Origin of the sequence: Nocardioides koreensis (assembly GCF_039531775.1) — a bacterium.
Classification (GTDB): domain Bacteria; phylum Actinomycetota; class Actinomycetes; order Propionibacteriales; family Nocardioidaceae; genus Nocardioides; species Nocardioides koreensis.
Map to the genome: position 1 here is coordinate 43,471 of NZ_BAAAQR010000003.1, position 18,598 is coordinate 62,068.

Consider the following 18,598-nt stretch of genomic DNA (forward strand, 5'->3'; position numbering starts at 1 on the left):
CCCCTCCCGGCCGGGGCCTCGGAAATCGTGTCGGGTCCAGCGGTGGACTGGCCACCGATCACCCGGCACAAACGGGGGCAGACTCACCGCCACTCCAGGACCGACGCCGCCAGCGGTGGACTGGCCACCATTCACCCGGCACAAACGGGGGCAGACTCACCGCCACTCCAGGGCCGACGCCGCCAGCGGTGAGCTGGCCACCATTCGCCCGGCACAAACGGGGGCAGGCTCACCGCCACCCCGGACGACGGCCAGCGTCAGGCGGCGCGCAGCGCGGTGAGGCGGGCGACCAGGCGGCGCAGCGGGGTGTCCGGCTTGGCCGGGCGACGGATCGGGAGCAGGTCGGTGCGGCCCTCGTGCTCGGCGATCATCTGGATCGCGTCGGCGTCGTACGCCGCGGCGAGCTCGGCGGCGCGGGCCGGGTCGTTCTCGGTGACGGCGGTGTTGATGGCGTCGACGTACGACTCGTGCAGGACGTTCAGGTCATCGATCAGACGGGGCATGGATCTCCTCGGTAGGGGTGCGCTCTCACTGGGTAGAGCACACCCCCCTCGTCGGTTAGTCCCGATCGCCCCTGCTTGTGACGCAGTCGACGTCGCGCGCCCAGCCCGGCCAACCCGGCCAACCCGGCCGGGAGGCAGGTTGGCGACCTGCTTTATCAAGGTATGTCGCCGAGTCTCCACCTGCCACGGTTCACGCGTCGTGGGAAGCGACGGTCCGCCTACATACCTTGATAAAGCGGCGATCGACCGCCCGCGCCGGTGAGTCCCGTACGACGCCCGAGGTGACGAGGCTCAGTTGGCCCCGCTGGACCCCGGCAGGCTGAGCGTGGCCACCACGCCGGCGTGGTCGGAGGCCCACAGCGGCGGGGTGTTCGAGATCAGCTCGTCGTTGACCACCTCGGCGGACTGGGTGCGCACCGGGCCGTGGGTCAGGATCAGGTCGATCCGGGTCTTCAGCTGCGAGACCGGGTTGGTCAGCGTGCTGTTCTGGCAGCAGGTGTCGCCGTTGGCGCCGCCGTTGACCGCCCAGGCGTCCTTGAACCACGACTTCGTCAGGTCGGTGTACGTCGTGGTGTTGGTGTCCGTGGGGGCCGGCTCGGCGTCGGAGTTGAAGTCGCCGGTGGCGATCACCGCTCCGCCGGTCTTCGCGGGTCCGGCCAGGAACTCCCGGGCCTGCGCCTCCTGCACGGTCGGGAAGCCCTCGACCTCGAGGTGGGTGGTGACGAACCGGAACTTCGTCGCGTTGTACGTCGCGTCGATGTAGGCCCAGCCGCGGGCGAAGGAGACCGGCGGGGCCGGCGGGGTCCCCGGCAGGCTCGGCACCGGGAAGGTCTGCTGGGTGGCGTAGTCGCCGCTCTGCGAGTCCTTCACGACCAGGCCCGCGGTGTCGTCGTTGACCAGGATCACGTCGCGGTCCTGGAGCTTCACCACGCAGTTCGGCTTGGTCGGGTCGGTGAATGCGTCGCAGCCGAAGCCCGGCGCGACCAGCGGCGCGGGGCCGATGTCGGCGTTCTCGGAGACCGCGGCGACGCTGTAGTCGAGGCCGCGCTTCTGCAGCGCCGCCTGGAGGATCGCGAGGAAGTCGTAGCTCGGCGGGTTCGCTCCCGCGACGAGCGGCTGCGCGATCCAGCGGGTGACCTCCTGCAGCCCGATCAGGTCCGGCTCCTGCGCGTCGATCGTGTCGGCGATCGCCTCGGCGCGCTTCGGGAAGTTCGTGAACACGGCCGTGCCGTAGATCTGCGCCACCGCGCGGACGAAGTCCTCCGGGGTCTGGTCCGGGACGAGGGCCGGGTCGAGGCTCGAGCCGAGGTAGAGGTTCTGGGTCATCACGGTGAGCTCGCCGCCGCGCCCGCCGCTGCCGGCGTCCGCGCTGGCGGACTGGACGGAACCGGGGATCGCGATCGCCACCGCCACGGTGAGCAGCGACGCGACGGCAAGGCGGGCGCGGGTCCGGAACCTCATGGGTCACTCCTGGGGTCGACAGTGCCCCCACCCTCTGCCCCACGAGGCGCCACGTGCATCACCCCTTTGGGGGAGGCTCAGGACCCGTACGCCGTGGCCTCGAAGTGCTTGCGCAGCCCGGTCAGGGTGCTGGCGACCAGCCCCTTGATCACCCGGCGCCGGACGAAGCCGGGCAGCGGCAGGTTGTGGTGGATGGTCAGCTCGTAGGTCACCGAGGTCCGGTCCGGCCCGAGCTCCACGAGCGTGTAGCAGCCCTCCTGGCCGGTCTGCATCTTCCCCGCGAGCATGGTCCAGCTCATCGTGTTGTCGGTGTGCTCGTAGCTCAGCGTGTACTCGTCGGTGCCGACCGCCGCCGACGCCTTGAACCGGGCGGTCGCCGGCAGCTCGTCGCCCTCGTAGACCTCGAGCAGCTCGGCCTCGAGGATCTCGGGGATCCAGTCGACCTGGCTCTCCACGTCCCGGATCGTGGCGAGCACGTCGGCGAACGGCGCGTCCACCTCGACGGTCTGGGTGTCGGAGTCAGTGGGCATCCGGACCCCCGTCGTACCCCAGCCGGAGCAGCTCGGTGAGCTCGCTGAGCAGCGGCATCCGCGGGTTGGTGCGGTTGCTGAGGTCGGAGAAGGCGGTCATCGCCAGCCCGGGCAGCGCCGCCTCGAACTCCTCCGCGGAGATCCCCAGCGCCTTCATCGAGCGCGGCATCCCGAGCCGGTCGAGCAGGTCCTCCACGCCCTGGAACAGCCGGCGCCGGCTCTCCTCCGGCTCCCGGCCGCCGAAGACGACCCGGCCGAGCTGGGCGTACTTGTCCGGCGCGACGTACGCCGAGTAGCCCGGCGCGGGCATGAACTTGCTCGGCAGCCCGGCGTTGTAGCGCAGCACGTGCGGCAGGAAGAGCCCGTTGGCCCGGCCGTGCGCGATCCCGAACCGCGCGCCCACCGCGTGGGCCAGCGCGTGGTTGGTGCCGACGAAGGCGTTGGAGAAGGCGAGCCCGGCCAGGGTGGCGGCGTTGGCCATGTCGGTGCGGGCGCCGAGGTCCTGCGGGTCCTCGAGCGCCCGGGGCAGCGCGTCGAAGATCAGCCGGGCGGCCTGCACGCAGAACGCGTCGGTGTAGGGCGAGGCGAAGATCGAGACGGCGGCCTCCAGCGCGTGCGTGAGCGCGTCGACACCGCTGTCGACCGTCACCGTCGCCGGCATGCTCAGCGTCAGCATCGGGTCCACGATGGCCACGTCGGGCACCAGGCAGTAGTCGACCAGCGTCTCCTTGCGCTCCCCCACCGTGATCACCGCGGCCGGCGAGACCTCCGAGCCGGTGCCGGAGGTGGTCGGTACGGCGACCAGCCGGAGCGAGTGGGCGTCCCGCGGGTAGTCGGCCACCCGCTTGCGCGGGTCCAGGAACGGCAGCGTGAGGTCGTCCAGCGACTTCTCGGGGTGCTCGTAGAAGAGCCGCATCGCCTTGGCGGCGTCCATGACCGAGCCGCCGCCCACCGCGACCAGCAGGTCGGGCCGGGCCCGGGTCAGCAGCGCGACGCCAGCGCGGATGGTGCCCTCGTCCGGCTCCGGCTCGACCTGGCTGAACACCTGGACGTGCTGGGTCCGGAGCTTGCCGCGCAGCAGGTCCGGCACCCCACGGCGTTCGCTGTCGGCGTCGGTGACGATGACCGCGGTCTCGCACTCGATCTCGCGCAGGTTCTCCAGGGCACCGGCGTTGAAGTAGGTGTTGGACGGGACCCGGAACCACTGCGGCGGCGTCCGCCGGTGCGAGACGGTCTTGATGTTCAGCAGCTGCAGGTAGTTGACGTTCTCCGTGGTGCTGGACCCGCCCCAGGTGCCGCAGCCCAGCGAGAACGTCGGGGTCAGGTTGTTGTAGACCCCGCCCAGCGCGCCCACGGCCGTGGGCGCGTTGACCAGGATCCGGCCGGTGCGCACCGCCTTGCCGTAGGCGTCGATGACCGCCGGGTCCTCGGCGTACACCGCGGAGGTGTGCCCGAGGCCGCCGTGCTCGGTGACCAGGACCGCCGCGGCGATGCCGTGCTCGACGCTGGGCGAGCGGACCAGGCCCAGCACCGGCATCAGCTTCTCCTGCACCAGCGGGTGCGCCGCGAGCTGGTCGAGGTCGGTCGGCAGCGGCGCCAGCAGCAGCTTGGTCTCCGGGGCGACGGTGAGGCCTGCCCGGGCGGCGAGCTGTGGGGCCAGCTGGCCGAGGGCGGCCATGTTGACCTTGTCGCCGATCCCCGTCTCGCAGCCGAAGGCGAACTGGACCAGGCTGTCGGCCTCCTCCTCGGTGAGCAAGTGGGCGCCCATCCGCTGGAACTCCGCGAGCATCTCGTCGTACACCGCGTCGTCGACGATGCAGGTCTGCTCGGCCGGGCAGATCACCGAGGCGTCGAACGTCTTGGAGATCAGGATGTCGACCACCGCGCCCCGGATGTCCGCGGACCGGTGGATGTAGATGGGGGCGTTGCCCGGGCCGACGCTCAGCCCGGGCTTGCCGGCCGCGTTGGCGAGCGCCACGATCTTCGGCCCGCCGGTGACCCAGATGAAGTCCACGTCCGGGTGCTTGAAGAGGTAGTGCGTCACCTCGTGCGCGGCGTCCGGGATCACCTGCAGGGCACCCGGCGGCATCCCCGCCGCCTCGGCCGCCTCGCGCAGGATCTCCACTGCCCGCTCGCAGCAGCGGGTGGCGTACGGCGAGGGCCGGAACAGGATCGCGTTGCGGGTCTTGGCCGCCACGATCGCCTTGTAGAGGACCGTCGAGGTCGGGTTGGTCACCGGCGTGATCGCGAGGACCACCCCGATCGGCTCGGCCACGTGGACGATGTTGCGCTCGACGTCCTCGTCGATGACGCCCACGGACTGCTTGTCGCGCAGGTAGTCCGACAGGAACTCGGTGGCCACGTAGTTCTTGACCACCTTGTCCTCGAAGACCCCGAACCCGGTCTCCTCGATCGCCACCTGGGCCAGCTCCGCGGCCGCGCGCACGCCGGCCCGCACCATGGCGTCGACGATCGCGTCGACCTCCTCCTGGTCGAGCTCGCGGAAGCCTTCGGCCGCTCTCCTGCTGGCGTCGACGATCGCGTCGACCTCGTGGCGCCTCGCGTCGTCGAGGCCGGTGGGGGGTGTTTCGGTCAGTGTCATGGCGCGCTCCAGGGGTCACCACCACCCTGACCAGCGCCGGTGCCTGCGGACAGGGACGATGGTCACGAGCGTGGACGTCGAGGAGACCCACCTGCCGGGGGACCCGTTCGGGACCGGTCAGGACCTGGGGCCCTGACCCCGCCACCGCATCGCGTCGCAACCTGACGGCAGGAGGTGTCGCGATGTGTGCTCAGCACACCAGCTCCCAGGGGGCGTCGAAGTTCGCCGCGGTGGGCTCCCGGCGGGCGGAACCCTGGCTGTGGCTGGCCGGCGGTGCGCTCCTCTTCTTCCTGGTGCCACTGGTCGGCGCGGACCTGCTGGGGCTGCAGCCCGACCTCTACTACCTCGTCTACTTCACGATCGCGGTGGCGTGGTTCGTCGCGTTCGTCCGGGTGTACGACGAGCAGCTGCGCGGGTTCTGGCGCCACCACCTCGGTCGCAGCCTCGTGGTCGGCCTGCTCGTCGGCCCGGTCCTGGTGGCGGTCGTGCTGAACCAGGCCGGCACGGACCGGCCGGACGGCTGGCGCCTCGCGTTCGAGATCCTCTGGCGCGGCCTGGTGTACGGCGCCGTCGACGCGCTCGTCCTGTTCGTCTTCCCGGCGGCGGTGGCCCACCTGGTCATGCACGGGGACCACGAGGGCGCCCGCCGCAAGGTGGGCTTCGCGGCCCTGGCGCTGGCCCTGTCGATGCTGGTCACCGCGGCGTACCACCTCGGCTACCCCGAGTACCGCGACCGGGACCTGCGCTCCCCCGAGATCGGCGCGGTGATGGCCAACCTGCCGGCGATGCTCACCGGCAACCCGCTCGGCGCGGTGGTCGCCCACGACGCCGCCCACGTCACCGCCGTCGTCCACGCCAACGAGGGCGGCCCGGCCCAGATGCTGCCGCCCAAGGTGACCTCCGACTACCCCAGCCGCGGCGACTCCGACGTGGCCACCGCCCTGGCCGTCGTGTGGATGGTGGCGGCCGCGGGCGCGCTGACCCTGCTGGTCCGGCGCCGTCGTACGACGCACTGACCCCCCGGGCGGCCGGATGTGGGACCTCCGGCCCGGTACACGAACCGGTCGACGGCGGATGCTCGGGGGAACGACCGCTCGCCGACCGCCGAGGGAGTCCCCATGCAGCACCTCACGTCGCTCCGTCGTACCGCCGCCGTTGCCGCCGCCGTCGCGGCCCTCCCGTTCCTCGCCGGGCCCGCCGAGGCCGCCAGCCGCGCGGTCGACGACGCCCAGGGCGACATGTGGAAGGTCGAGGAGGGCGGGACCAACCCGACCGCGACCCCGGGGGCGTCACTGGGCGACTTCCTGCGGACGAAGTACACCCACACCGACTCGCGCGTGATCGTGAAGGCGAAGTTCGTCGACCTCGCCCCGGTCGGGAAGCGCTTCACCGTCTGGGTGGAGATGCGCAACCAGGACCACCGGAAGTGGTTCGCCGGGCTCGAGGCGACGCCGAAGAACCGGGCCGGCGAGGGGTTCCTGATGACGAACCGCGGCAAGGACCTCGCCTGCGACGTCCGGCTGCGCATCGACTACGACCGCAACACGGTCCGGGCCGGCTTCCCGCGCAGCTGCCTCGACAACCCGCGCTGGCTGCAGTTCAGCACCCTGAGCGAGCAGGTCCGCCGCTCCTGGAAGTACGCGTGGCTCGACAACGCCCAGACCAAGGCCATCGACAGCCGGGTCTGGAGCACCAAGGTGCGCCATGGCTGAGGCCGCGGGCGTCCTCTCCGACCGGGTCCGGCGGCGTCCGTGTGCGCAGGGCCGACCCTGGTCCTAGGATCACCCACGACCCGAACGGGGTCCGAGATCTGAGGAGTGCATGTGGAGTCTGGTGCCTACGGGTGGATGGATCTGCTGAGGGAGAGCCGCGAGGACGTGCTCGTCCGGTGGGCGAGGCTCGTCGAGCGGAACCTCGGCGACCGGCTCACGGCCGCCGAGCTCGACCACGACATCCGCGAGATCTTCGACCTGCTGCTGGCCGGGGCCGGCACCGACGCGGCCGGCGCCCTGAGCGGTGCGTCGTACGACGAGCTGCGCAGCCTGCTCGCGGAGCTCAGCAGCACCCGGGCCCGGCAGGGCTTCAGCCCCACCGAGACCGCGATCAGCATCTTCGCGCTCAAGGAGGCGGTCCTCGGGGTGCTCGAGGCGCACGAGGACCTGCGCGGCTACCAGGCCTTCGCCAACCTGTCGCGGCTCGTCGACGACCTCGGGCTGTTCATGCTCGAGTCCTACGCCGCCGCCCGGGACCGCGTCATCGCCGAGCAGGCCGAGACCCTGCTCGAGCTGGCCACCCCGGTGGTGAAGCTGTGGGACGGCGTGGTCGCGCTGCCGCTGGTCGGCACCCTGGACTCCGCGCGCACCCAGGTGGTGATGGAGGCGCTCCTGCAGGCGCTCGTCGACACCGGGTCGGAGCACGCCATCATCGACATCACCGGCGTGCCCGCCGTGGACACCCAGGTCGCCCAACACCTGCTCAAGACCGTCCAGGCGGCCCGCCTCCTCGGGGCCGACTGCATCATCTCCGGCATCCGGCCCCAGATCGCGCAGACGGTGGTCGGGCTGGGCATCGAGTTCGGGGACATCCACACCAAGGCGAGCCTGTCCGACGCCCTGCTGCTGGCGCTGCGGCGCTCCGGCTTCGACCTGGTCCCGCGCAACGGGCGGTCGGGCAGCTGATGGATCGCGTACCGATCCTGAAGATCGGCGACATCCTGCTGGTGTCGATCCAGATCGACCTGCAGGACCACATCGCCCTCGCGTTACAGGACGACCTCAGCAACAGGATCGTCGAGACGGGCGCCAGCGGAGTGCTCATCGACATCTCCGCGCTCGAGATCGTGGACAGCTTCATCGGCCGGATGATCTCCACGACGGCCGCGGTCTCGCGGGTCCTGGACGCCGAGACCGTGGTCGTCGGGATGCAGCCGGCCGTCGCCATCACGCTCGTGGAGCTCGGGCTCACGCTGAGCGGCGTCCGCACGGCGCTGGACGTCGACCGCGGCCTGGCCCTGCTCAAGCGCTCCGCGGGACCCGTCGAGGAGGAACCCCTCGAGCCCGCCTCCCCCGACCGGACCCATGAGCCACCAGTCGACTGACACCGCCGAGCCTCTCGTCCTGGCCTCCGAGGCGGACGTGGTCCGCGTCAGGCAGGCGGTGCGCGCGGCCGCGGTCGCGGCCACGTTCTCCCTCGTCGACCAGACCAAGCTCGTCACCGCCACCAGCGAGCTCGCCCGCAACACGCTCGTGTACGGCGGCGGCGGCCGCGTGCTCGTGCAGACCGTCGACCGGGACCGTCGACGCGGCGTGCTGGTCGAGTTCGTCGACGAGGGTCCGGGGATCCCGGACGTGGACCTCGCCATGACCGACGGCTGGACCAGCGGCAGCGGCCTGGGCCTCGGCCTGTCCGGGGCGAAGCGACTCGTCGACGAGTTCGACCTGGAGACCGCCCCCGGCAAGGGCACGAGCGTCCGCGTCACGAAGTGGAAGCGGTGACCACCATGACCCGCCCGGGCCTCCCACAGCCCACCGGTGACGTGTGGATCCACGTCGAGGACGACGGGTCGGTGCCGACGGTCCGCCGCCGCGCCACCGAGCTGGCCACCATCGCCGGCTTCGACGAGAACCGGGTGGCGCAGGTCGGCATCGCCGCCACCGAGCTCGCCTCGAACATCGTGAAGCACGCCGGCGAGGGCAGCGTCGTCCTGCGCCGGATCCAGGCGGAGACCACCACCGGCGTCGAGCTGATCACCATCGACTCGGGACCCGGCCGGCGCAACATCCACGCGATGGTCGCCGACGGGACCACCACCTCGGGCACGCTCGGGATCGGCCTCGGCGCGGTGAAGCGGATGGCCGGAGCGCTGCACCTGCACTCGGTCCCGGGTCACGGGACCGTCGTCTCCGCCGCCCTGTGGCCGTCCCTGGAGCAGCCCGCCGCGCTGCCGGTCTCGGGCCTGGTGCGCCCGCTCCGGGGCCAGGAGGTCTCCGGCGACGCGATCGCCCACCGCGCGTTCGAGGGCGGGCACCTCATCATGGCCGCCGACGGCCTCGGGCACGGCCCGCTGGCCGCCGTGGCGTCGACGCGCGCCGTCGAGGTGTTCCAGGAGTCCGCCGGCGTGGCTCCCGGCGCGCTGATCACGCGCATGCACGGCGCCCTGTCCGGCACCCGGGGTGCCGCGGTCGCCGTGGTGCGGCTCGACGAGGACACACGCACCGTCGTGCACGCCGGGGTCGGGAACATCGCCGGCCGGCTGCTCGGCGAGCACCGCTCCCGCGGCATGGCCTCCCAGCCGGGCATCGTCGGGCACAACCTGCCCCGGGTCCGCGAGACCTCGTTCGACGCCTCCGACACCCGGGCCGTGGTGCTGCACAGCGACGGGCTCACCGAGAAGTGGGAGCTCTCGTCGCTGCCCGGCGTGATCCGCCAGGGTCCGGCGGTGCTGGCGGCGGCGCTGATGCGGGAGGCCGGCGTACGACGGGACGACGCGAGCGTCGTGGTGCTCAGGGTCCCGGCATGAGCGGCGAGACCATCCTGCGCGTGCACCTCGAGGCGGAGTCCGACGTGTTCGCGGCCCGTCGCGTCGGCCGCGACTGCTCGGCCGCGTTGGGGCTCGACCGCCTCGACGCGGTGCGGGTGGCCACCGCGCTGAGCGAGGTCAGCCGCGAGGTCGTCCTCGCCGGCGGCGGCGACCTGACCTTCTCGTTCGTCCCGCCCGACACGATCTCGGTGGTCCTCGTGGTCTCCGGCGCTGCGGTCGCCTCCGGGTCGCTGCCCCGCAGCGCGAGCTGGGAGGCCGGCCTGGAGGCCGCCAACCGCCTGATGGACCAGGTGGACGTGGCCCTCGGTCCGGACGGCCGGCCCACCGTGACGCTGTCGAAGCGACTGGGCTCGCGCGTGGAGATGACCGCCGACCGCCGCGCCGAGCTGAACCGCCGGCTGCAGCACCACGCCGCGCGCACGCCGGGCGAGGAGCTGCGCGAGCAGAACCGGGAGCTGATCGCCGCCCTCGAGGAGGTGCGCCGGCAGAAGGCGGACCTCGAGGTGGCCAACGCCGAGCTCGAGGAGACCAACCGGGGCGTGATGGCGTTGTACGACGAGCTCTCGACCGAGCTCGAGCGGACAAACAAGGGCGTCGTGGCGCTCTACGCCGAGATCGACGACAAGAACCGTCAGCTGCGGGAGGCCAGCGAGGCCAAGAGCAGGTTCCTGCGCAGCATCAGCCACGAGCTGCGCACCCCCGGCAACTCCATCCTCGGGCTGACGCGGCTCCTCCTCGACGACGGCGGCGGCTATCCGCTGGACACCGAGCAGCAGGAGCAGATCGGGTACATCCGGACCAGTGCCGAGGACCTCCTGCGGCTGGTCAACGAGCTCCTCGACCTGGCCAAGGCGGAGTCGGGCCACCTGGACGCCACGCTGCGGGACGTCTCCCTGCAGCAGCTCTTCGAGGAGCTGCGGGGCACCATCGAGCCGCTGCTGCGTCCCGCGGTCGCGCTGGTCGCCGACGACCCGGGGGCCGCGGGCCGGCTGCGCAGCGACCCCGAGCTGATCCGACACGTGCTGCGCAACCTGCTCAGCAACGCCGCCAAGTTCACCGAGGCCGGCGAGATCGGCCTCTCCGCGCACCGGGACGGCGACCGCGTCCTGGTCGAGGTGCGCGACACCGGGCTGGGCATGTCGCCGGAGGACCAGGTCCACGTGTTCGAGGAGTTCTACCAGGTGCGCACCCCCCTTCACGCCACCGTGCGCGGCACCGGGCTGGGGCTCCCCTTCGCCCAGCGCGTGGCGCGCGCGCTCGGTGGCGAGCTGACGCTGCGCAGCGAGCAGGACGTCGGGAGCGTGTTCACGCTGTCGCTGCCCGTGGCCGGGCCGGCGCCGGACGCCGGTGCCGCGGTCGAGGCGGGTGAGGGCTGATGGAGGAGAGCAGTGCGCCGACGGTGCTGGTGTGCGACGACACCCCGGCCAAGCGGTACGTCATCAGCAGCTGGCTGCGCCGCGCCGGGTACCGCGTCGTCCAGGCGGAGTCGGCGGGCGAGGCGATCGACCTGATGGACCGGGAGCCGGTGGACCTGGCCGTGCTCGACGTCCACCTCCCCGACCGCAGCGGCCTGGAGGTCACCTCCCTGATCCGGTCCCGGCAGGCCGTCGCCGCCACCCCGGTGGTCCACATCTCGGCGGTCGCCGTGGAGACCACCGACCGGATCGCCGGCCTCGACGTGGGCGCCGACGCCTACCTGGTCGACCCGATCGACCCCGAGGAGATGCTGTCCACGGTCCGCGCCCTGCTCCGCGCGTCGGGTGCCCGGCGCAGCGCCGAGCGGTTCGCCGCCCGGTCCGGACGCCTGCACCGCGTCTCGGTGCGCCTGAACCTCGCGGCCAACCCCGCGCGGCTGGCCGACGCCGCCGCCCGCGCGGCGGCGGAGGTCCTCGACACCGTGGCGGTCGCGGTGCTGGTCGGTGACGACGGGCAGGGGGTCCGGAGCACCTGCTCGGTCGGGGACCTGGCGGCGGCCTCGTCCCTGCTGAACGCGGTCGACGTCGAGAAGCTGCTGGCGGCCGTCGGCGACGAGATGGTGGCCAGCCCGCAGGTCGACGCCTGGCGGGACGTCCTCCCCACGATCGGCGAGGGCGCCTGGCGGCTCTGGCCCGTGCGCGAGGCCGCGGTGCTGGCCGGCCTGATCGCGGTGCCCACCGAGGCGGTCGAGGACGACACCCACTCGGTCAGCCTGATGCAGCGCCTGGCGCAGTCGGTCTCGGTGGCGCTGTCCAACCTGCGCGTGCTGGCCCACGAGCGGCGTACGGCCCTGATGCTCCAGCGCAGCCTGCTGCCGGCGGTCCTGCCGGAGCGCGAGGGCCTCGTCATCGCCGCCCGCTACCGCGCCTCGGAGCAGCACGCCGAGGTGGGCGGGGACTTCTTCGACGCGTTCGAGACCGACGACGGCCGCTGCTTCGTGGTCATCGGCGACATCCAGGGCCACTCCCTGGAGGCGGCGGTCGTGATGGCGGAGATCCGCTACTCGCTGCGGGCCTACGCGTACGACGGGCACGGGCCGACCGAGATCCTCAACCGTCTCGACGTCCTGCTCGACCGTCGCGACACCCCCGAGCTGACGGCCACCGCGTGCATCGCGGTCATCGCCCCGGACCGCAGCAGCATGGACGTCGTGACCGCCGGGCACCTCCCGCCGCTCCTGGTCCGGGACGGGCGGCCGGCGTACGTCGACTGCGAGGGCCCGATGCTCGGCCTGCAGGTCGGCGCGGCGGACCCGACCACGCTCGCGCTGCACGCCGGGGACCGTGTCGTCCTGATGACCGACGGGCTCGTCGAGCGCCGCGACGAGCCCCTGGACCGAACCATGGAGCGGCTCGCCGACGACGTGGCCCGGGCCCGGGACGTGGAGGCGGAGACGCTGGCCGACCAGATCATCGACCGCTGGGGTCACGGCGAGGACGACGTCGCCCTGCTGATCGTGGACGTCGACGCACACCTCTGAGCAGCTCCGGGCCGAGCTGCCTCTCGCGCACGCGTTGCGCGAAAGCCGCCCTTCCGGCCCGCCCGCGCGGCTACGGTGCCGACCATGCGTCGTCGTGCCTTCGTCCTGGTCAACCGTGTGGCGAACGTGGTCGTACGCCGCCTGGGACTGCGCCGCTTCCGGGGCGGCGACCTGCTCCTGCTGACCACGGTGGGGCGCAGGACCGGTCAGCCGCGCACGACCCCGCTGCTCTACCTCGCCGAGCAGGACCGCTGGATCGTGGTCGCCTCCAACGGCGGGGCGGACTGGGAGCCGGGCTGGTGGCTCAACCTGCGCGCCGGGTCGCCGGGGACGGTGAAGATCAACGGCACGGCGACGCCCGTGTCCGGCACCGAGATCGACGGACCGGAGCGCGAGGAGATGTGGGCGCGCCTCAACGCCGACGTGTTCGACTACGAGTCCTACCAGCGCAAGGTGAGCCGCCGGCTCGCGGTCGTCGCGCTGGCTCCGGTCCCCGCCTGACTGACGTCTCCCGGTCCTGTCCGGGGTCCACTATCGTCGGTCCCCATGGAGTCCCTCGCCGACCTGTGGCAGGCGATCCCGGTGGCCCTGCACGACCCGGTGGCGCTGGCGGTCCCGTTCTTCCTGCTGTTCGTCGGGCTCGAGGGGCTGGCGGCGTACCTGCTCGAGGACGAGCGCCCCGACGACCAGCGCAGGACCCCCGACGGCAGGGCGCTCCCGCTGCCCGGTGGCTACGACCGCCGCGACGCGCTGGCCAGCATGTCGATGGGCGTGGTGTCCGTCGTGACCATGACGCTGTGGAAGTCGCTGGCCCTCGTGCTCTACGCGGTCCTCTTCGCCTACGTCGCGCCCTGGCACCTCCCCATCGACGCGTGGTGGACGTGGGCGATCGCGATCCTGGGCGCGGACTTCTTCTTCTACTGGGCGCACCGCGTCGCCCACCGCGTGCGCCTGGTCTGGGCCACCCACCAGGCGCACCACTCCAGCGAGTACTTCAACTTCGCCACGGCGCTGCGCCAGAAGTGGAACAACTCGGCCGAGATCGTCGCCTGGCTGCCGCTCCCCCTGCTCGGGGTGCCGCCGGCCCTGGTGTTCCTCGGCTTCTCGCTGAGCCTCGTCTACCAGTTCTTCGTGCACACCGAGCGCGTCGACAGGCTCTGGCGCCCGGTCGAGCTGGTGCTCAACACCCCGTCGCACCACCGGGTCCACCACGGCAGCGACCCCGAGTACCTCGACCGCAACTACGGCGGCATCCTGATCGTCTGGGACCGGCTCTTCGGCTCCTTCCAGCCGGAGCTGCACCGGCCGACGTACGGCCTCACCACGCGGGTGGGCACCCATCACATCGTCCGGCTCCAGACCCGCGAGTACGCCGCCATCGCGCGCGACGTACGCCGTACGCCGCGGCTGCGCGACAAGCTCGGCTACGTCTTCGGGCCCCCGGGCTGGCGGCCGGCCGCGCCACCGGCTCCCGAGTTGGCGGCACGGGCCGTACCGGCGGACACTTCTCCTGTCTGACGTCTCGGAACGAGGAGGTGCCAACCATGGGGATCAAGGACGAGGACCTTGCGGTCGCCCGGCCCTCGTGGCCACGCAACCGCGTCCCGGAGAGCGCCCGTCAGGCCGTCCTCGACGCGGCGGCGGTGCTCCAGGTCCGGCGCAGCGAGGCGGCAGCGCTGGTGTCGAGCGGTCCGGCCCCCGACATCGAGGTCGTCGCGCGCCACCCCCACATCAACCCCTGGATGGTCGAGGCGTCGCGCACGTGGCACGAGCTGCTCTCGGTGCGCCCCTCGACGACCGCGGCCCAGATGCGCGCCAGCCTCCCCAACAACAGGGCCCTGGTGGAGCGCGGGCTGCGGATGGTCAGCGTCTTCGACGCCAGCGGGGTGGAGCCCGGTGCCCGGGTGCTGCTGGCCGCCGAACCGGCCGGTACCTACCTCTTCAGCATCGCGCCGGTGCAGATGAAGATCGTGGACCGGGAGTTCGTGCTGCTGCACGGCCCCGAGGTCGACGGCGAACCCAGTGTGATGGCCGTCCGCTCGCCGCGCTGCCTGGACGCCGCCTGGCGCTACTGGGAGGCGACGATCAACGCCTCCTCCGCGCCCGAGGACGGGGCGGTCGCGCTCGACGGCCTCACCCCGCGACAGCGCCAGGTCGTGGCGCTGATGACGACCGGTGTCGGGGACGAGGCCATCGCCGCTGCGCTCGGGGTGAGCGTCCGCACGGTGCGGTCCGACATCGCCGCGCTGCTCGACGTGCTCGGCGTGAAGACCCGGTTCGCGGCGGGCGTCCGGCTGCAGCTGTGGTCGGACCGGGAGGACTGACCACAGCAGGTTGCAGGATGCTGCAACCCGGATGACGACGGCCCCGTCCGTGGTGTTTCCTGTCCGCCGGCGGAGTCGGCCGGCCTACAGGGGAGCCGGCCGGCCCGGCCATCTCGTTTCGCCCGCGCGTGTCGCGCGTACGACGAGGACCGGCCCCTGGTCGCTCACTGCTGAGCGACCAGGGGCCGGTCTTGCTCGTGCCGGCGGGCGTCGAGCCCGCCGTCAGGCCGGCCGCGAGGTCAGCAGGGGGTTACCGAGTCGATGGTGAAGCCCTGCCCGGTCACGGCTGGGTCGCTGGTCATCTGCACCGAGCCCGTCGAGGTCGGGATGCAGGCCGAGTCGAACCCGCCGGGGATGCTGCCGGTGTAGGTGTTCAGCACGTTCCCGGCGGCGTCCTTGACGTAGACGTAGTCGTAGTCCTGCTCCATGTCCATCAGCGTGAAGTGGAACTTGAAGCCGGCAGACCCGTTGTCGTAGGTCCAGGTGCAGTCGCCATTGTTGCCGTAGGGGTGCGGCGACTCGATCGGCAGCGTGGCGTTCGCCGAGCCGACGCACGGCGGCGGGGGCGGGGTGCCCTCCTTGCAGCCGTTGTGGACGCCGACGGCATCCCAGGCCAGTCGCACGGACTTGGACGCCGCGGTCGGCTTGCCGGTCGCGGATCCGCCGGCGGCCGCGACGGTCGCGTTGCGGGCGTCGCAGAAGTTGGCGTACTCCGGGAGGCTGGTGAAGCCGTCGTAGAAGACCTGTGCCGTCGCGTCGAGACCGAGAGCGGGCACCACGATCTTGCAGTCGTTGCTGCGGAGCAGCACCCCGTGGTACTGGTTCGCCGAGCAGCTGGCGTTGGACCCACCGTTCACGGCCAGGTAGTAGGCGTGGTTGGCGATGCCGCTGTTGGTGTGCACGCCACCGTTGTCCTCGGCGCCGGTGTACTCCTGCGAGAGGTGGCTCGGGTCGCCGTCCTGCATCGGGTCGCCCATGTTCCGGAAGCCCGGCGTCGGGTCGCCGGCCGTGCTGATGACGTCCTCGCCGATCAGGAAGTCGGGCTGCGCGGCCGGGTCGAGGTTGTGCTTGGCCGCGTAGAACTCGATGGTGTTGCCCATCATGTCGCTGAACGCCTCGTTGAGCGCCCCGGACTCGTTCTCGTAGATGAGGCCGGAGGTGTGCTCGGTGACGCCGTGCGTGAGCTCGTGGCCGTCCACGTCGAGACCGCCCGACAGCGACTTGCAGGTGGTGCCGTTGCCGTCGCCGTAGGTCATGTAGGACCCGTTCCAGAAGGCGTTGCAGTAGCCCTGGCCGTAGTGGACGACGGAGATGATCTTCATCCCCTGGTCGTCGATGCTGTTGCGGCCGAACGTGTCGCCGTAGAAGTCGTCCACGACGCCTGCGTAGTAGTGCGCGTCGACGCCCGCGGGCTGCCCGGGGCTGGTCATGCCCGGCAGGTCCCACACGTCGTCGGCGTCGGTCATCGCCTTGACCTGCAGCGGGGTGGTGCGGCCGGTGTTCATCGCGTCGTACGTCGACTGGCGGTTGTCGCCGGACAGCAGCCGGTAGTCGCCGTTGGCCGTCTTCGTGCTGTCGACGGTCTTGGTGTCGCCCTTGACGCCGACGCCCTCGCCCTCCGCGACGGCGTCGAACGCGTTGATGGTCTCGCCCGTGGTGGCGTCGACCCAGCGCACGGGACGCTCGTCGGACCGGATGCTCTGCACCTGGTAGAAGAGACGGCCCGTGCTGGGGTCGAGGCGCAGGGTGCTGTCGAAGTCACCGTCGGTGCCGATCTGCTCGGCCACCTTCTTCTTGGCCTCGCCCTTGGTCAGCCTGGCCTTGTTCTTGGCCTGCAGGGCCGGGAAGTGGGCACCGATGACCGTCTCGGCCTCGCCGGCGGCGCTGCGGATGATCGTGATCTGGCCGCCGAGGACGGAGGCGCCGTCGACCACCTGCTGGTAGCGGGTCTGGGTCCGTCCGTCCGGGAAGGTGGAGGTGTGCAGCTCGCGCATGCCCGAGGGCAGCTTGTAGTGGGCGGCGGCCGGACCGCTGAGCGCGAACGACCCTGCCGGCTGGGATGACCGGTCGCTGGTCACGGTGGTCGTGTCGACCGCCGACGACGTGCTCGCGGTGACGAGCGGGGTCGCGGCTGCCAAGGCTGTCACGGCGGTGGCCGCGAGCAAGGAGCGATAACGCATGAAGTGGGGTCCCTCCAACTGAGAAGTGCGACCGATCCGGTCGCACTGAACCCGGCACACGCTAAGAGCCCGGGGGGCGCACCACCAGACAAGACCCGTGCAACTTCATGCAGCTGCACATTCATGAGGCAACAGGACCGTCGGAGCCGGCGACCGCCCGCCGGCAGGCTTCCGGCGAGGTGCCCCGACCGCCGGACGGGCTCGGACGTGAGCCGGCCGCACGGCCGCGCTGCTCCCCGCGCGGACTGCGGCCGCAGCCCCAGCAGAGACACCTCCCCGCTTTTTGAACAAACGTTCGTTCAAAACCCGGTGCACCCCTTCGGGAATCGACGCCCTACCCGGTTGCCAAACCGGTCGGTGCGCCACCGGCAGGTCGGTTCATCCCGACCTCGCGCTCGTGCGACCGGGCTGCCCGTCGGCTCAGACGTTGAAGCGGAACTCCACCACGTCGCCGTCCTGCATGACGTAGTCCTTGCCCTCCATGCGGACCTTGCCGGCCTCCTTGGCCTTCTGCATGGAGCCGGCGTCCATCAGGTCGTCGAAGGAGACGATCTCGGCCTTGATGAAGCCGCGCTGGAAGTCGGTGTGGATGACGCCGGCGGCCTCCGGGGCGGTGGCGCCCTGGGGGATGGTCCAGGCGCGCGTCTCCTTGGGACCGGCGGTCAGGTAGGTCTGCAGCCCGAGGGTGTCGAACCCGACCCGGGCCAGCACCTCGAGACCCGGCTCGGTGACGCCCATCTCGGCGAGCATCTCGCGGGCCTCCTCGTCGTCGTCGAGCTCGACCAGCTCGGCCTCGAACTTCGCGTCGAGGAAGATCGCCTCGGACGGCGCGACCAGGGAGCGCATCTTGTCCTTGAGCGCCTCGTCGGCGAGCTCGTCGGCGTCACAGTTGAAGACGTAGATGAAGGGCTTGGCGGTCAGCAGCGACAGCTCGCGGATCAGGGCGCGGTCCACCGACGTCGCGATGATCGGCGTACCGGCCTCGAGGTGACCGAGCGCCTCCTTGGCCGCGTCGGCGACCGGGGCGAGGTCCTTCTTGCCCTTCGCCTCCTTCTCCAGCCGCGGGATCGCCTTCTCGACCGTCTGCAGGTCGGCGAGGATCAGCTCGGTCTGGATGGTGGAGATGTCGTTGCCGGGGTTGACCTCGCCGTCGACGTGGGTGACGTCCTCGTCGCGGAAGACCCGGGTCACCTGGCAGATCGCCGCGGACTCGCGGATGTGGGAGAGGAACTTGTTGCCGAGCCCCTCACCCTGCGACGCGCCGGCCACGATCCCGGCGATGTCGACGAACTCGACGGTCGCGGGCAGGACCTTCGCCGATCCGAAGACCTCCGCCAGCTTCGGCAACCGGTCGTCCGGCACGCCCACGACCCCGACGTTCGGCTCGATGGTGGCGAACGGGTAGTTCGCCGCGAGGACGTCGTTCTTGGTCAGGGCGTTGAAGAGGGTCGACTTGCCCGCGTTGGGGAGTCCGACGATGCCGATGGTGAGAGCCACGGGCG

17 protein-coding genes are annotated in these 18,598 nt (G+C 71.7%); 11 read left to right on the top strand and 6 right to left on the bottom strand.

Annotated features, from left to right (window positions below; all coding sequences use genetic code 11):
- Positions 1 to 257: 257 nt before the first annotated feature.
- The 4 genes from ABD268_RS06470 to adhE all read right to left on the bottom strand — a co-directional run bounded on the left by ABD268_RS06470 (position 258) and on the right by adhE (position 5,096).
- Complete coding sequence (locus tag ABD268_RS06470) at positions 258 to 503, bottom strand: hypothetical protein (RefSeq protein ID WP_344149272.1); 246 nt, start codon at positions 501 to 503, stop codon at positions 258 to 260.
- A 291-nt stretch (positions 504 to 794) separates the two neighbouring features.
- Positions 795 to 1,964, bottom strand: coding sequence for an endonuclease/exonuclease/phosphatase family protein (locus tag ABD268_RS06475; protein WP_344149274.1), 1,170 nt, complete (start codon positions 1,962 to 1,964; stop codon positions 795 to 797).
- A 77-nt stretch (positions 1,965 to 2,041) separates the two neighbouring features.
- Positions 2,042 to 2,494, bottom strand: coding sequence for an SRPBCC family protein (locus ABD268_RS06480; protein WP_344149276.1), 453 nt, complete (start codon positions 2,492 to 2,494; stop codon positions 2,042 to 2,044).
- Entirely contained in the window at positions 2,484 to 5,096 is a 2,613-nt protein-coding gene (adhE, locus tag ABD268_RS06485) for a bifunctional acetaldehyde-CoA/alcohol dehydrogenase (protein WP_344149277.1), read from the bottom strand. Before adhE ends, ABD268_RS06480 begins: the two co-directional genes overlap by 11 nt.
- Positions 5,097 to 5,278: 182 nt before the next feature.
- Between adhE and ABD268_RS06490 the strand changes: the two genes are divergently transcribed.
- The 11 genes from ABD268_RS06490 (at position 5,279) to ABD268_RS06540 (ending at position 14,916) form a co-directional block, all read left to right on the top strand.
- Entirely contained in the window at positions 5,279 to 6,112 is an 834-nt protein-coding gene (locus ABD268_RS06490; protein WP_344149279.1) for a hypothetical protein, read from the top strand.
- Between the two features lie 102 nt (positions 6,113 to 6,214).
- Positions 6,215 to 6,808 carry a hypothetical protein gene (locus tag ABD268_RS06495; RefSeq protein ID WP_344149281.1) on the top strand — a complete coding sequence of 198 codons (594 nt, stop codon included), beginning with the start codon at positions 6,215 to 6,217 and terminating at the stop codon, positions 6,806 to 6,808.
- Between the two features lie 135 nt (positions 6,809 to 6,943).
- The gene (locus tag ABD268_RS06500) at positions 6,944 to 7,774 is read left to right on the top strand and encodes an STAS domain-containing protein (RefSeq protein ID WP_344149282.1); all 831 of its coding nucleotides are present in this window, start codon (positions 6,944 to 6,946) and stop codon (positions 7,772 to 7,774) included.
- Entirely contained in the window at positions 7,774 to 8,193 is a 420-nt protein-coding gene (locus ABD268_RS06505; RefSeq protein WP_344149284.1) for an STAS domain-containing protein, read from the top strand. Before ABD268_RS06500 ends, ABD268_RS06505 begins: the two co-directional genes overlap by 1 nt.
- Entirely contained in the window at positions 8,174 to 8,590 is a 417-nt protein-coding gene (locus ABD268_RS06510; protein WP_344149286.1) for an anti-sigma regulatory factor, read from the top strand. Before ABD268_RS06505 ends, ABD268_RS06510 begins: the two co-directional genes overlap by 20 nt.
- A gap of 5 nt (positions 8,591 to 8,595) precedes the next feature.
- The gene (locus ABD268_RS06515; RefSeq protein ID WP_344149863.1) at positions 8,596 to 9,615 is read left to right on the top strand and encodes an ATP-binding protein; all 1,020 of its coding nucleotides are present in this window, start codon (positions 8,596 to 8,598) and stop codon (positions 9,613 to 9,615) included.
- Entirely contained in the window at positions 9,612 to 11,012 is a 1,401-nt protein-coding gene (locus ABD268_RS06520; protein WP_344149288.1) for an ATP-binding protein, read from the top strand. The genes ABD268_RS06515 and ABD268_RS06520 overlap by 4 nt, the downstream gene beginning before the upstream one ends.
- Entirely contained in the window at positions 11,012 to 12,592 is a 1,581-nt protein-coding gene (locus ABD268_RS06525) for a SpoIIE family protein phosphatase (RefSeq protein WP_344149290.1), read from the top strand. Before ABD268_RS06520 ends, ABD268_RS06525 begins: the two co-directional genes overlap by 1 nt.
- A gap of 84 nt (positions 12,593 to 12,676) precedes the next feature.
- Positions 12,677 to 13,093: a nitroreductase/quinone reductase family protein gene (locus tag ABD268_RS06530; protein WP_344149292.1), complete on the top strand. Its 417-nt coding sequence runs from the start codon at positions 12,677 to 12,679 to the stop codon at positions 13,091 to 13,093.
- A gap of 45 nt (positions 13,094 to 13,138) precedes the next feature.
- On the top strand, positions 13,139 to 14,110 hold the full coding sequence (locus ABD268_RS06535; protein ID WP_344149294.1) for a sterol desaturase family protein: 972 nt from the start codon (positions 13,139 to 13,141) through the stop codon (positions 14,108 to 14,110).
- Between the two features lie 26 nt (positions 14,111 to 14,136).
- Entirely contained in the window at positions 14,137 to 14,916 is a 780-nt protein-coding gene (locus tag ABD268_RS06540; RefSeq protein WP_344149296.1) for a helix-turn-helix transcriptional regulator, read from the top strand.
- Positions 14,917 to 15,155: 239 nt separating this feature from the next.
- Here ABD268_RS06540 and ABD268_RS06545 read toward each other — a convergent pair whose 3' ends face one another.
- Together ABD268_RS06545 and ychF are read right to left on the bottom strand one after the other, a co-directional pair.
- Positions 15,156 to 17,063 carry a M4 family metallopeptidase gene (locus tag ABD268_RS06545; RefSeq protein ID WP_344149298.1) on the bottom strand — a complete coding sequence of 636 codons (1,908 nt, stop codon included), beginning with the start codon at positions 17,061 to 17,063 and terminating at the stop codon, positions 15,156 to 15,158.
- Between the two features lie 453 nt (positions 17,064 to 17,516).
- The gene (gene ychF / locus ABD268_RS06550) at positions 17,517 to 18,593 is read right to left on the bottom strand and encodes a redox-regulated ATPase YchF (RefSeq protein WP_344149300.1); all 1,077 of its coding nucleotides are present in this window, start codon (positions 18,591 to 18,593) and stop codon (positions 17,517 to 17,519) included.
- Positions 18,594 to 18,598: the final 5 nt, after the last annotated feature.